Below are 14,255 nucleotides of genomic sequence, written 5' to 3'. Positions count from 1 at the left end.
TCAACGTGGTGGTGCGCTGAGAGCACTCAACGTGGAGTGGAGGCCAGGTCCAGGTCCATCAGCAGCGGATAGTGATCGGAGGCGATGTCCGCCATCCCGCCTCGGATGACCCGGCAGTCCCGGACCCGCTCGGCCAACGCCGGGGTGCCGAGCAAATAGTCCAGCCGCATCCCGGCGAACTCGGCCCCACCGAGCCGGGTGGGCACGGTGAGCCCGTCGGCCTCCGGTGCTCCGACATTGAACGACGGCCAGAGGTCGACCAGGCCGGCGCCGAGCAACCGGGCGATCGCGCGGGTGTCCACGGCGTCACCGGCCCTGCGCAGGTGCCGCCTCCGGTAGAGAGCGGGCATGCCCGCCAGTTGAGCGGTGTGGTCGACGGTCGGATCGAGCGAGTTGAGGTCACCGGTGACAAGCGTGAGCGGCCCCTCGGCGCGTCGCGTCGCGGCGACCAGCCAGTCGACCTCCAGTCGCCGCCGTCCCCCGGAGTACGGGTGGAGGTGGGTGCCGAGCACGGTGAACGGGCCGGCCGAGGTGGCCACCACGACGCGGGCGGCGGCGTGGTGGAACGGCCGGCGCAGCGTCCCCGCGTCGATGACCCGCCACGGCGGCCGGACCAGCACCGCCACCGGCTGCCCGAAGCAGGACCGGGCCAGGTGGGGAGTCATCCCCACCCGACCCGCCACCTCGGCCATGAGCCCGCCCCGGTCGAAGTCGCGCAGCTCCTGAAGGGCCAGCACGTCCGGCGCCTGCTCGTTGACGACCTGGAGCACCTGATCCAGCCGGTCGGGACCGCCGCGATCCCGACCGCCGGTGCGGATGTTCCAGCTCATCACCCGCAGCACGGCGCGCTCAGTCGGCTCGGCCGGCCCGCGCCAGCTCGTCGTCGAGGGTGTCCACGTCCGCCGACTCGATGGCCGGCTGGTTGCCTTCCTTCAGGTCGGCGTTCGGGCGGATGACCAGGCAGAGCAGCCCGATCCAGAGCGCGGAGAGCAGGATCGCGCCCATGAAGTCGGTCGGGTGGTGCATCCCCCGGTACATCCGGGAGGTGGCCACCCCGACCGGCATGATCACGGCCAGCGCCACGAAGATCCAACGCCACCACCGGTGGGTACGAGGAAACACGATGACGGTGATCGCCAGCCACACGCAGATCGTGGCCGCGATGTGCCCCGACGGGAACGACGAGGTGGGCATCTGCCCGTCGAGATTCTCCACCGCCGGGCGCGGCCGGTCGACTGCCCGGGCCGAGGCGAGGAAGAGGGTCAGCTCGCCCACCATCGCCAGCACCACGAACAGCACCGGACGCCAGCGCCGCCACACCGCCAGCACCAGCGGGCAGAACACCAGTGCGATCAGCAGGATCGCGTGGGTGTCACCGAACTTGCTCCACCACCAGCTCACCTCGGTCAGCGCCTCGGTGTGCCGGTCGGCGAACCAGCGCGGCACCTCGGTGTCGAGGGTGTCGAAGAAGGTGCCCTTGGCGTGGTAGCTGACGTACATGCCGAAGCCGTACAGCGCCCCGAACACGAGCACCCAGCCGACCAGCAGCTCGGCCACCGCCGAGCGGGGGTGGGCCAACACGTGCTCCTCGGCCGGGGCGGGAGCGATGTCGTGCCCGGCCTCCGGCTCCAGGCCCTCGGTCAGCGGCGGCACCGGGCGCCCCCGCTCGCGCCGCCACAGGCGGAAGGCGTACGCGGTGACGCCCAGCCAGGCGGCGCCGAGCAGCCAGCCGGCCAGCACGTCCGAGACGTAGTGCACGCCCAGCGCGATCCGGGTCAGGCCGATCAGCGCCACCAGCACGCCGACGCCGACGATCGCCGGTTTGCGCCAGCGGGGTGCCATCGCCGGCAGGAACACCAGCAGCAGAGCCCCGTACGCGACGAACGAGCCGAGTGCGTGCCCGCTGGGGAAGCTGTTGCCCGGGGCGCTGGCGATCGGCACGTCCACGACCGGGCGGAGCCGGCCGACCAGCGTCTTCAGTGACGGGTCGAGGATCAGGCCGCCAACCCCGGTGATGATCAGGTAGACGGCGAGTCGTGGCTGGCGCCGGATCAGCAACCCGACCACGGCGATGGTGACCAACCAGATGAGGATCGGCCGGCCGCCCAGGTCGGTCACCGCCTCCAGGACGGTGACGAATGCGTGGTGCGGGGCGACGAGCCCGTTGAACCACTCGGCGGCGGCGTGGTCGGTGTCCTCCAGGAGGCCCCACCGCACCCGGACGAGCAGCAACAGCAGCCCGAACGCCACCCCGGCGCCGGTGACCGCCACCAGACCAGCGCCGCTCCGCTCGGCGAAATGACCGATCGGACGCCGTGCCACCTCTTTGACCGCGGTCACCCCGCACCTCCCTTGTCTGTCTGGCGAGGCGTTTTACCCGATCCGCGTCGCGCATACACCAAAGGTGCCGCTAGAGCGCCGTCATGTCCCCGGTGTCGAGGACCTCGGCGCGGTCGGTGTCGGGCTCCCACAGGTCCGGTTGGGCGGGCTCCTGCACACCGATGCGCAGCGCCTCCAGTTGGGCGGCGAAGGCCAACCCACCGAAGAGCGCCACCCCGGTCAGGTTGGCCCAGAGCAGCAGCGCCATCATGCCGGTCAACGCGCCGTAGGTCTGCCCGAAACCGTCACTGAACCGCACGTACGCGGCGAGCAGCAGGCTGGCCAGCCACCACAGGGCGGTGGCGATGCCGGCGCCGAGGAACAGCCAGGACAGGCCGGGCTGGTTGCGGCGCGGCGCGTGCCGGAACAGCACGGCGACGGCGACGACGGTCAGCCCGAGGCTCAGTGGGAAGCGGACCACATCCCAGATGCCGTTGGCGAGGGCACCCCACTCGTAGTGCTCGCGTACCGAGTCGCCCATGGCGCCGCCACCGACCAGGATCAGGAAGCCGGCGAGCGCGGGCACACCGGCCGTGACGGCCAACACGGCGGCGCGAACATATTTCTGCAGTGCGGGGCGGTCCCGCTCGACACCGTAGATGCGGTTGGCGCCCCGCTCGATCTGGGCCATCGTGGTGGTCAGCGCGAACAGGCCGGTGAGCAGACCGAGGGTGAGTGCCAGCTCCCCGGCGTCCTCGACGCGTTCGCCCTCGCCGAGCAGCTCGCCGACCACCTGCGCGCTCTGCCCGGGGGTGAGCGCCAGGACGGTGTCGGCGACCACCTGGCCGCCCTCCTCGACGCCCAGCTCGCTGATCAGGCCGGTGAGGGCGATCAGGAACGGCACCACGGCGAGGCAGAGTTGCAGCCCGAAGGCGCGGGAGTGGCTGAACCCGTCGCCGTAGCGGAAGCGGATGAAGGCGTCGCGCAGCAGGTGCCAGCCGCCCTGCCGGCGCAGTGTGTGCCAGGCGTCGTCGGCGGACAGCTCCTCGTCGGCCATCAGCCGGGTCTCCGGCACGATCCGAGTGCTACTCATGGAGCGCTTCCTCGATCAGCTGCTCGCCCCGCTCTCCGGCGCTTTGCGCATCGACTGCCAGGTCGGGGGCGTCCTCGGGCTGGGGGACGCAGAGCCAGAGCGCCTGAGGCCGGACTTCCGCCTTCAACTGGCGGCCCGGGGAGATGAGGTCGCCGTCCAGCTCCCGGGGTTGAGCCCGGTTGCTGGTGACCACCACGCGGCGGCCCCGGAACACCTCCAACTGTGGCACCTGGCCGGCGCGGCGGAGCACGGCCCAGCCGAGCGCGAGCCAGTGCCGCAGGTTGCGTGGGGTGAGCACGGCGACGTCGAGCCAGCCGTCGTCCGGTTTGGCCTCGGTGAGCAGGTGTACGCCGCCCTGGAGCCGGCCGACGTTGGCGATCAGGACCGAGCGGGCTCGGCGACGCACCGGCGGGCGGTCGTCGATGCGGATCTGCACCCGCATCGGCCGGTCCCGCAGGTGGCGGGCGGCACCCACCACGTACGCCGGCCAGCCGATGCGGGCCTTGGTGGTCTCGGAGGTGGCGGCGAGCATCTGGGCGTCGAAGCCCATGCCGGCCATCACGGTGAAGTGCTGGTCCTCGACGGCGCCGACGTCGAGCAGCCGTCGACCCCGTTCGATGGCGACCTGCAGACCGGCGGCCAGGTCGGTCGAGAGACCAAGGTTGGCGGCGAGCAGGTTGCCGGTGCCCTGTGGCAGCACGGCGAGGGCCACGTCCGTGCCGACCAGCCCGCTGACGCAGGACATCACGGTGCCGTCACCGCCGCAGGCGAAGACCAGGTCCACGCCGGCCTTGACGGCCTGCTCGGTCTGGCCACGGCCCGGGTCGTCGACGGTCGTCTCGTACCACTGCGGCGCGGGCCAGCCGGCCGCGGTCAGGGCGCCGTCGACGGTGCGGCGCAGTTCGTCGAGATCGTCGATCTTCACCGGGTTGACCACCACGGCGGAACGCAGCCCGCCGTGGCCGCCCGCGGGCCGCCTGTCCTGTCCAGGATCCACGGCGCCAGTGTGCAGCAGTCCGACGGCTTCAGCGACCCGGCGAGCGGCCAGCGTCGGAAGTTCCACAAACAGGTTTCAACACGGTCGCACCCGTCAGGCCGCCGCCCGTAGCGCGAGCTCCACCCGTCGGCGCGGATCGTCGAGATCGACCCCCGACTCGGTGAGCAGCCCGATCCGGCCCGCCGCCGCGCCCATCCGACTACCCTCGGTCAGGGACAGCTTGGTCGTGCCGGGCGCGACGCCCGGGAGGTGATATCGGATGGCCGCACCCGCCGACGCAGCGGTGCTGGTCGGCCTCGGGTCGGATCACGACCTCCCGGTGGTCGAACAGGCCGCGCAGGAGGCCGCCGGACACGGCCGGCCACTGCACCTGCTGCACACCTTCGACTGGCAGGCGGCCTTCGCCGCGGACACCGTCGCCGCACCCCGGGACCACGCCGAGGATCTGATCACGCGGGGCGCGCAGCTGGCCCACGGGATCGAACCGGAGCTGACGGTCCGCGGCGAGATCGTCGAGGGCGGCATGTTGCCCATCCTGATCCGTCGATCGGAAGCGGCCTTCCTGCTCGCGGTCGGCGACAGCGGGATGTCCGGCAGCGGCAGGTGCATTCCTTCCGACACGTCCGCCGTGCAGCTGGCCGCGCGGGCCGGCTGCCCGCTGCTGGTGGTCCGCCAGCAGCCGCCGCCGCCGGGCCCGGTGCTGGTCGGGGTGGACGGATCGCCCAGCTCGACCCTCGCTCTGGAATGGGCCTTCGAGTGCGCGGCCCGGCGCTGCGCACGGCTGGTGGCGCTGCGGGTGTTGGAGCCCGACCAGGACACCGACACCGACACCGAGCAGCTGGCCGAGGTCGTGGCCCGGTTCTCCGCCCGTCGGACGGACGTGCCGGCCGAGTGCCGTGTCATCCGTGGCGATCCCGGCCAGGTGCTCGTCGACGTGTCCCGCTCGGCGCAGGTCGTGCTGGTCGCGGCCCGGGGCGGCGAACCGGGCCGCGGGATGCTCGGGGCGGTCGCCCAGTCCATGCTCTACCACTCCCCGGCCCCCGTGATCGTCGTCCGAGGGCTGGCCGAGGCCCCACTCACCGGGCCCGACGCCCGCCCGAACCGGGACCAACGGCCCTGACCTCGGGGCGCAGGCGACGGCGAGGCTGGACGTCGGATGCCCCACTCCCCGATCTGCGAGAGGCTCAGCATTATGGACACCGCGCTCGACGTGCACCGCGCCCTCACCGATGACGAGCTGCGCCGGCTGGACGCCTACTGGCGTGCCGCGAACTACCTCACCGTCGGGCAGATCTACCTGCTCGGCAACCCGCTGCTGCGCGAGCCGCTGACCCGCGACGACATCAAGCCTCGGCTGCTCGGGCACTGGGGCACCAGTCCCGGGCTCAATCTGATCTACGCCCACCTCAACCGGGTGATCGTGGCGCGCGATCTCAACGCCATGCTGGTCACCGGCCCCGGGCACGGAGGCCCGGCCATTGTGGCCAACACCTGGCTGGAGGGCACCTGGTCGGAGCGTTACCACGACGTGGCACGCGACGAGGTCGGGATGTCCAGGCTCTTTCGCCAGTTCTCCTTCCCGGGCGGTATCCCCAGTCACGTCGCGGCGGACGTGCCGGGTTCGATCCACGAGGGCGGCGAGCTGGGGTACGCGTTGAGCCACGCCTACGGCGCCGCGTTCGACCACCCGGACCTGGTGGTGGCCTGCGTGATCGGCGACGGCGAGGCGGAGACCGGGCCGCTGGCCGGCAGCTGGCTCTCCAACGTGTTCCTCAACCCGGCGCGCGATGGTGCGGTGCTGCCCATCCTGCACCTCAACGGCTACAAGATCGCCAACCCGACCGTGCTGTCCCGCATCCCCGAGACCGACCTGCTCGACCTCATGCGCGGATCGGGCTACCAGCCGTACGTGGTGGCCGGCGACGACCCCGCCCAGGTACATCGGACCCTCGCCGCGACGATGGACCGCGCGTTGGACGAGATCGCCGAGATCCAGCGGCGAGCCCGCTCCGGGGGCGTCGTCGAGCGTCCCCGCTGGCCGATGATCATTCTGCGGACGCCGAAGGGCTGGACCGGCCCGCGCGAGGTCGACGACACCCAGGTCGAGGGCACCTACCGCGCCCACCAGGTGCCCCTGTCGGGGGTACGCGACAACCCGGCGCACCTGGCCGAGCTGGAGCAGTGGCTGCGTAGCTACGGGCCGGAGGAGCTGTTCGACGCCACCGGCGCGCCGGTGGACGAGTTGCGGACGCTGCCGCCGCGCGGCGACCGACGGATGAGCGCCAACCCGGTCACCAACGGCGGGGTCGTGCTGCGCGACCTGGCCCTGCCCGACTTTTCCGACTACGGCGTGGAGGTCCCCGAACCGGGCACGACGATGGCCAGCGCGACCGGGGTGCTCGGCCCGTGGATCCGCGACGTCATCAGCGCCAACCCGCAGACGTTCCGGCTGTTCGGCCCGGACGAGGTCGCCTCCAACCGGCTGGGCGCCGCGTTCGAGGTGACCGACCGGGCGTGGGTGGCCGCCACCGTGCCCGACGACGACCACCTCTCCCCCGACGGCCGGGTCATGGAGGTGCTCTCCGAGCATCTGTGCCAGGGCTGGTTGGAGGGCTATCTCCTGACCGGCCGACACGGTGTCTTCACCAGCTACGAGGCGTTCATCCACATCGTCGACTCGATGCTCAACCAGCACGCCAAGTGGCTGAAGGTGACCCGGGCCATCCCCTGGCGGCAGCCCCTCGCCTCGCTGAACTACCTGCTGTCCAGCCACGTCTGGCGCCAGGACCACAACGGCTTCTCCCACCAGGACCCGGGCTTCATCGACCACGTGGTCAACAAGAAGGCCGAGGTGGTGCGGGTCTACCTGCCGCCGGACGCCAACACCCTGCTCGCCACGATGGACCACTGTTTGCGCAGCCGGCACTACATCAACGTGGTGGTGGCCGGTAAACAGTCGGCACCCAGCTGGCTGACGATGACCGAGGCGATCCAGCACAGCCGGCGTGGCCTGGGGATCTGGGAGTGGGCCAGCAACGACGGCGGCAGCGAGCCGGACGTGGTGCTCGCCTGCTGCGGGGACGTGCCCACCCTGGAGGCGTTGGCCGCCGCCGAGCTGCTGCGCCAACACCTCCCGGAGCTGAAGGTGCGACTGGTCAACGTGGTCGACCTGATGCGCCTCCAGCCGGACACCGAGCACCCGCACGGCCTGCCCGACAACGAGTTCGACACCATCTTCACCACGGACCGGACGGTCATCTTCGCCTACCACGGCTACCCCTGGCTGATCCACCGCCTCACCTACCGCCGCACCAACCACGAGAACCTGCACGTACGCGGTTACCGGGAGGAGGGCACCACCACCACCCCGTTCGACATGGTGATGCTCAACGACCTGGACCGCTTCCACCTGGTCATCGACGTCATCGACCGGGTGCCCGGGCTGGCCGCCCGCGCCGCGCACCTGCGTCAGCGGATGGTCGACGCCCGGCAGTCGGCCCGCGACTACACCCGCCAGTACGGCGAGGACGACCCCCAGGTCGCCGAATGGCGCTGGGTCCGCGAAACCGACCCGACCAACCCCTGAGGAGGACGACGTGCGCAACGCGGAGATCCTGGTCGGCTACGACGGCTCCACCGATGCGTCCGTGGCCTTGGACTGGGCGCTGGAGGAGGCTCGGCACAGCGGCCAACCGGTGCGGCTGGCGTACGTCTTCGAATGGCTGACCGTGGCCGGCTGGGTCGGCCCGGGCGTGGCGCCCGGGGTCTGGCCGGACGACACCGCCCGCCGGCAGGTCGAGGACCTGGTCCGCAAGGCCGTGACGGACGCCGCGCACCCCGGGCTGACAATCACCGGCCAGGTGTACGACGGGCCGCCGGCCCTGGTGTTGCAGGAACGCTCGGCCGAGGCCGGGATGCTGGTGCTCGGCAGCCGAGGCCACGGCGGATTCGGTGGCCTGCTGGCCGGGTCGACGGCGGTTTCGGTCGCCGCGCACGCACACTGCCCCGTCGTGGTGGTCCGCGACGGTGCCGGCAGCGCCCCGACCGACGCGTCGGCCGGCCCGGTGGCCGTCGGCGTGGACGGCTCGGAACCGTCGCTCGTGGCGCTCGGCTTCGCGGCCGAACGGGCGGCGCAGCGGCAGGTGCCACTGCGCGTCCTGCACGCCTGGACACCGGGCCCCGGCGGGGCCGCCGGGGTGCCCGACGAGCGGGCTGCGGTGGAGCAGGCGCTGGAACCGTGGCGGCGGACGTTCGCCGACCTGGCCATCACCGTCGACCTGGTCCCGACCAGCCCGGCGGCGATGCTGATCGAAGCGAGCCGCGACGCGCGGCTGGTGGTGGTCGGCAGCCGGGGCCGGGGCGGGCTGGCCGGGATGCTGCTCGGCTCGGTCAGCCAGCAGCTCATCCAGCACGCCAACTGCCCGGTGGCGGTGGTCCGGGAACGCTGACGTCCGCCAACCTGGGGCGCCGCGGGCAGGGCACCCCCGGCCAGGGTCACCCCCGCGCGGGCGCCGAGTCGGACGGGTCGAGGGAGAAGAACTCCTCCTCCTCCTGAGCCAGGTGCAGGCGGAGCACGGCGTCCAACCCGTAGAGGGTGGCCAGCAGGTCGGGCAACTGGTCCGGGCGTAGCCGACCGTCCTCGGTCTGCGCGAGCTGGGCACCGAGCAGGTCGACCTGGCGGCGGATCTCCACGTGCGCCCGACTCATCGTCGAGGTCGCCTCCCCACTGCCCAGCGGGGAGGCCAGCTCGGGGTAGAGCTGTCGCTCCTCGGCAGCCTCGTGCGGCAGCACCTGTTCGGTCAACCGGTGGTGCGTCTCGCGTACCGCCGGCAGGCACCGCGACGATCCCGGGTCGGTGGCGACCAGGTCGGCGGTGTCCCGCAGCCCGGCCAGCACGTCCCGCACCGCCTGGTGCTCCCCGGCGTAGCGGGCGAGCAACTCCCGGGTAGGCGGCGGCACGTCGCGGCGACGCAGCCCTCCGCCGAGTGCCCGCAACGCGTTGAGGATCACCAGCACGTCGATGCCCTCCTGGAGGAACGCGCCGGCGACCGGGGGCAACCGACCGGCCGCCGCCACGAGCATCGCCAGCACGGCCAATCCCATCCCGACGGTGGCGCTCTGCACCGCGATCCGCCGGGCGTACCGGGCGATCTCCACCGCGTCGGCGAGCCGGTCCAGCCGGTCCACCGTGAGCACCGCGTCGGCCACGTCCGCCGAGGCGTTCGCGCCGGTCGCACCCATCGCCACGCCCACGTGCGCCTCGGCCAGCGCCGGAGCGTCGTTCACCCCGTCGCCGACCATCACGGTCACCGCCCGGTCGGCCTCCGCCCGGACCCGGGCCACCTTCTCCTGCGGTGTGCAGCGGGCGAGCACGTCGTCCACCCCGACCGCCGCCGCGACCTGCGCGGCGGTGGCCGGTTGGTCGCCGGTGACCATCACGATCCGCCCCAGGCCGGCCGCGCGTAGCCGACGCACGGTTCGGCGGGCGTCGGGGCGTACCGGGTCCTCCAGCAGGACCGCGCCGAGCGGCCCGCCGTCGTCGCTGACCCACACGGCGGACCAGCCCGCCAACTCGGTGCGGACCCGCGCCCGATCCGCCCACTCCGGTAGCTCTCCGGTGAACTGACCGACCCGGACCAGTCGCCCGCCGACCCGGCCGCTGACCCCCCGCCCCGGCTCCTCGGTGACGCCGGTCGGCTCGGTCAACGTCAGCCCCCGGTCGCGGGCCTGCCGGACCAGCGCGGTGGCCAGGACGTGCGGGGACAACTGCTCGACCGAGGCCGCGAGGCGCAGCACCTCGTCACGATCGCCACCCGGGGCGACGACCGTCTCGGCGGCGCGCGGGCGGCCGACGGTCAGCGTCCCGGTCTTGTCCACCAGCAGGGTGCGGGCCCGGCCGAGCAGCTCCAGCGCGCTGCCGTCGCGGACCAGCACCCCACGCCGGGCCACCCGGGACAGCCCGGACACGATCGCGATCGGGGTGGCCAGCAGCAGCGGGCAGGGAGTGGCCACCACCAGCACCGCCACCGCCCGGACCACGTCGCCGGAGAGCAGCCAGCCCAGCCCGGCCAGGACCAACGTGAACGGCACGAACGCGGCGGCGTACCGGTCGGCCAGTCGAACCATCGGGGCCTTGCGGGCGGTCGCCTCCTGGGCCAGCCGGACAATCCCGGCGTACGTGCTCTGCCCGGCGGTCTTCGTCGCCCGCATGCCGAACCCGGCGCCGGCATTGACCACGCCGCTGGCCACCGCCTCCCCGGCCGCCCGCTGGGCCAGCCGCGACTCCCCGGTCACCACCGACTCGTCCAGGGTGGCCGCCTCGTCGACCGTTCCGTCGACCGGCACCACGTCGCCGGGACCGACCAGCAGCCGGTCCGCCACCGCCACCCGGTCCAACGGCACCACCTCGATCCCACCGTCGGGTCCGCGCCGACGGGCGGTACGCGGGGCGCGTGCCAGCAGCGCCCGCAGGTCACGGGTGGCCCGCCGCTGCGCGTACGACTCCAAGGACTGCCCGGTCGCCAACATCACGGCGATGACCGCCCCAGCCAGGTACTCCCCGACGCCGAGCGCGCCGGCCAGGGCCAGCACGGCAATCACGTCCACGCCGAAGTGCCGGTGCCACAACGAGCGCAGCATCGACCAGGCGGCGGGCAGCAGCGCGACCACCGTGACGGCCGCCCAGACCAGGTCCGCCACGCCCGAGTGGCCGACAATTCGCAGCACCACGCCGGCCAGCACACCGATGCCGAGCCCGAGCAGTGGCGTCCACGCCCACCACCGTCGGACGCGGCTGCGGGCCGGCTGCTCCGGTACACACTCGGTCGGCTCGGCCCCCACCTGCGCATCGTCGCAGGCCGTGGGCCAACGCCGGCCGGACACCAGGCGATTCGCCCGGCGGACGGACGTCGCACCGGCGCGGCGAACCTGGCTCGGTGGGCGTAACGTCCCAGCGGAGTCGGGACCTGCGGCCCCTGCGGGCGCACCACCGATTGCACAGGATGGAGCGGCAACCCCGGCACAGCGGCGGGCGCCGTGCGGCACGATGAGCAGAGACGGAAAGGTCGTGACCATGAGTCAGGAGAGCCAGCTGACCACCGCGCTGGCGGAGGCTGCCGCAACCGCCGGCCACGCCCCCTCGGTGCACAACACCCAGCCGTGGTGTTGGCGGGTGCTGCCCGACGCGCTGGAGCTGCGCTCAGTCGCCGACCGGCAGCTCGCCGCCACCGACCCGGAGGGCCGACTGCTCGCGATCAGCTGCGGCACCGCCCTGCACCACGCGCGGCTCGCGCTGGCGGCAAAGGGGTGGCGTACCGTGGTGCAGCGGTTGCCCGACCCGGGCGACAGCGAGCTGCTGGCCCGGCTGACCGACCTGAGCCAGATCGCGGCAGACCCGGACGCCATGCACATGGTGCAGTGCATGCAGGTCCGGCACACCGACCGGCGGCCGGTCAGCGACGAGCCGGTGCCGCCCTCGGCAATCGAGGAGATCACCCGGGCGGTGAGCGCGGAGGGTTGCCGGTTGCAGATCCTCGACCGCGACCAGATGCTGGAGCTGGCCGCCACCGCCGGGCACGCCGACACGGTCGAGGCCGAGGACCCGGAGCTGCGCGCCGAGCTGGCCTACTGGACCAGCCGTGCCGGCGAGGGCACCGGCCTGCCGGCGGAGGTGCTGCCCGAGCAGCCTGCGCAGACCACCGTGCCGGGCCGCGACTTCGGCCGTCCCGGCAGTTTGCCGGTGGGCCCCGGCCACGACCGCATGGCGGTGTACGCGATCCTGCACGGCGACGAGGACGAGCGGGACAGCTGGCTGCGCGCCGGTGAAGCGCTCTCCGCCGGGTGGCTGACCGCCACTCGGCTCGGCGTGTCCGTGGTGCCGCTCAGCGCGGTGGTCGAGGTGCCGGGCACCCGGCAAACCCTGCGTCAGCTGCTCTCCGGGATCGGCTTCCCCTACATCGCGCTGCGGTTGGGCATCGCGGACCCGGCGCACGCCGGCCCACCGCACACGCCGCGGCTGGCCACCGCCCAGGTGGTCGACACCTCCGCGGTCCGGGGCGAGCACGGTTGACGGGTCCGGCCAGGAAGGTCACCGGCGCTACCATCTCCCGGTGACCAACAGCGCGCCGCAACCCCGTCGGGAATCGCCGGCGCCCCCGTCGCTCGGGCTGAGCCCGCTCTCGCGGGTGCGCCTCGACGAACTGCTGCAGGAAATGCTGGTCCGGGTCGGCGAGGTGGTCACCAGCCGGGAGCGGCTGCGCGCCCTGCTCGACGCGGTGGTCGGCATCGGCACCAACCTGGATCTGCGCACCACCCTGCAACGCATCGTGCAGGCGGCCTGCGAGCTGGTCGGCGCCCGGTACGGCGCGCTGGGTGTGGTCGGCCCGGACCGACTGCTGCACGACTTCATCGTGCACGGCATCACCCCCGAGCAGCACGCGCAGATCGGCGACCTGCCCCACGGGCGGGGGGTTCTCGGCCTGCTCATCGACGAGCCCCGGCCGCTGCGGATGCCGGACATCACCCAGCACCCCCGCTCGTACGGCTTCCCGGCCAACCACCCGCCGATGCACAGCTTCCTGGGCGTGCCGGTGCGCATCCGCGACCAGGTGTTCGGCAACCTCTACCTGGCCGAGAAGCAGGGCGGTGCGCAGTTCACCGAGGACGACGAGGAAATCGTCGGCGCGCTCGCCGCCGCCGCGGGCGTGGCCATCGAAAATGCCCGCCTGTACGCCCTGGCGCACCGGCGGGAACGCTGGCTCGCCGCCACCGCCGAGATCACCACGGTGCTGCTCGGCGAGGTACGCCGTACCGACGCGTTGGCGTTGGTCGCCCGCCGCGCCCGGGAGGTCGCCGAGGCCGAGCTGGCGCTGGTGCTGCTCTACGACACCGACGCCGCGCAGTTCACCGTCGAGGTGGTCGACGGCGCCGACGAGCAGGCCCGGGCGCTGATCGGCACGGTCCTGCCGGTCGCCGACACCAGCTTCGGCGCGGCAATCGCCGAGGGCCGGCACGACCAGGTGAACGATCTGGCGCACGCCGCGCCCTGGCCGGCGCTGCTGCACACCGGCCCGGCGATGATCTCACCACTGACCACCGCCGCGACCCTGCACGGCGTGCTGATCGTGGCACACCGACCGGAACGCGGTGGCGGTGCCAGCGAGGAGGACCTGGCCCTGCTGGGGAGCTTCGCCGGGCAGGCCGCGCTGGCCATGGAACGGGCACGCGGCCAGGAGGAACGGGAGTTGCTGGTGGTCCTGGAGGACCGCGAGCGCATCGCCCGCGACCTGCACGACGTGGTGATCCAGCGGCTCTTCGCCACCGGCCTGCAACTGCAGAGCGCCGCACCGATGGCGACCCGCCCGGAGGTGACCAAGCGAATCAACGCGGCCGTCGACGACCTGGACGCCACCATCCGCGACATCCGCCGGACCATCTTCGAGCTGCGTACGCCGATGACCGCCGCGCTACGCACCGAGATCCGTGAGGCGATCGAGGTCGCCGCGGAGTCCCTGGGCTTCAAGCCGCACCTGGAGCTGACCGGCCCGGTGGACAGCGCCGTCCCGGACACCATCCGCCCGGACCTCACCGCCGTGCTGCGTGAGGCGCTGTCGAACGTGGTCCGCCACGCGCAGTGCACCCGCGTCGACGTCGCCGTACGCCTCGACGCTGGCCACGTCACCGTGACCGTCACCGACAACGGGGTGGGCTGCGACCCGGCTGCCGCCCGGGGCGGCCTGGTCAACCTGCGCGAACGCGCCAACCGCCTCGGCGGCACCTGCGCGATCCGCGCGGTCGAGCCGCACGGCACCGAGCTGCACTGGGCAGTGCCACTGCGCGACTGACCGG

10 protein-coding genes are annotated in these 14,255 nt (G+C 72.9%); 5 read left to right on the top strand and 5 right to left on the bottom strand.

Annotated features, from left to right (window positions below; all coding sequences use genetic code 11):
• Positions 1 to 26 precede the first annotated feature (26 nt).
• From OG811_RS19110 to OG811_RS19095, 4 genes are all read right to left on the bottom strand, one after another.
• Positions 27 to 842: an endonuclease/exonuclease/phosphatase family protein gene (locus OG811_RS19110; protein WP_406067585.1), complete on the bottom strand. Its 816-nt coding sequence runs from the start codon at positions 840 to 842 to the stop codon at positions 27 to 29.
• Between the two features lie 7 nt (positions 843 to 849).
• Positions 850 to 2,340 carry a phosphatase PAP2 family protein gene (locus OG811_RS19105; protein WP_406067583.1) on the bottom strand — a complete coding sequence of 497 codons (1,491 nt, stop codon included), beginning with the start codon at positions 2,338 to 2,340 and terminating at the stop codon, positions 850 to 852.
• Between the two features lie 70 nt (positions 2,341 to 2,410).
• Positions 2,411 to 3,412 (bottom strand): YihY/virulence factor BrkB family protein, encoded by a 1,002-nt coding sequence (locus tag OG811_RS19100; RefSeq protein ID WP_406067581.1) that lies wholly within the window; start codon positions 3,410 to 3,412, stop codon positions 2,411 to 2,413.
• Positions 3,405 to 4,409 (bottom strand): diacylglycerol/lipid kinase family protein, encoded by a 1,005-nt coding sequence (locus OG811_RS19095; RefSeq protein WP_406067580.1) that lies wholly within the window; start codon positions 4,407 to 4,409, stop codon positions 3,405 to 3,407. The genes OG811_RS19100 and OG811_RS19095 overlap by 8 nt, the downstream gene beginning before the upstream one ends.
• Positions 4,410 to 4,668: 259 nt before the next feature.
• Between OG811_RS19095 and OG811_RS19090 the strand changes: the two genes are divergently transcribed.
• From OG811_RS19090 to OG811_RS19080, 3 genes are all read left to right on the top strand, one after another.
• Entirely contained in the window at positions 4,669 to 5,529 is an 861-nt protein-coding gene (locus tag OG811_RS19090) for a universal stress protein (protein WP_406067578.1), read from the top strand.
• 72 nt (positions 5,530 to 5,601) lie between these two features.
• Entirely contained in the window at positions 5,602 to 7,995 is a 2,394-nt protein-coding gene (locus OG811_RS19085) for a phosphoketolase (protein ID WP_406067576.1), read from the top strand.
• Positions 7,996 to 8,005: 10 nt separating this feature from the next.
• Entirely contained in the window at positions 8,006 to 8,857 is an 852-nt protein-coding gene (locus OG811_RS19080; protein WP_406067574.1) for a universal stress protein, read from the top strand.
• Between the two features lie 46 nt (positions 8,858 to 8,903).
• On the opposite strand, the gene OG811_RS19075 is transcribed toward OG811_RS19080, so the two are convergent.
• The gene (locus OG811_RS19075; protein ID WP_406067573.1) at positions 8,904 to 11,249 is read right to left on the bottom strand and encodes a heavy metal translocating P-type ATPase; all 2,346 of its coding nucleotides are present in this window, start codon (positions 11,247 to 11,249) and stop codon (positions 8,904 to 8,906) included.
• A gap of 232 nt (positions 11,250 to 11,481) precedes the next feature.
• Between OG811_RS19075 and OG811_RS19070 the strand changes: the two genes are divergently transcribed.
• Together OG811_RS19070 and OG811_RS19065 are read left to right on the top strand one after the other, a co-directional pair.
• Positions 11,482 to 12,477 (top strand): Acg family FMN-binding oxidoreductase, encoded by a 996-nt coding sequence (locus OG811_RS19070; RefSeq protein WP_406067571.1) that lies wholly within the window; start codon positions 11,482 to 11,484, stop codon positions 12,475 to 12,477.
• Positions 12,478 to 12,574: 97 nt separating this feature from the next.
• A complete protein-coding gene (locus tag OG811_RS19065; protein ID WP_406075799.1) occupies positions 12,575 to 14,251 on the top strand; it encodes a GAF domain-containing protein in 1,677 nt (558 codons plus the stop codon).
• Positions 14,252 to 14,255: the final 4 nt, after the last annotated feature.

This window comes from Micromonospora sp. NBC_01638, from assembly GCF_045209745.1.
Classification (GTDB): domain Bacteria; phylum Actinomycetota; class Actinomycetes; order Mycobacteriales; family Micromonosporaceae; genus Micromonospora.
The sequence above is the reverse complement of the archived record's forward strand: the minus strand, read 5'-3'. Positions and strand labels throughout refer to the sequence as shown.

What these genes read in the sequence shown, in the direction of transcription:
- OG811_RS19100 (WP_406067581.1), bottom strand. Translation starts at nt 3,412, where the DNA reads ATGAGTAGCACTCGGATCGTGCCGGAGACCCGGCTGATGGCCGACGAG.
- OG811_RS19090 (WP_406067578.1), top strand. Translation starts at nt 4,669, where the DNA reads ATGGCCGCACCCGCCGACGCAGCGGTGCTGGTCGGCCTCGGGTCGGAT.
- OG811_RS19070 (WP_406067571.1), top strand. Translation starts at nt 11,482, where the DNA reads ATGAGTCAGGAGAGCCAGCTGACCACCGCGCTGGCGGAGGCTGCCGCA.
- OG811_RS19085 (WP_406067576.1), top strand. Translation starts at nt 5,602, where the DNA reads ATGGACACCGCGCTCGACGTGCACCGCGCCCTCACCGATGACGAGCTG.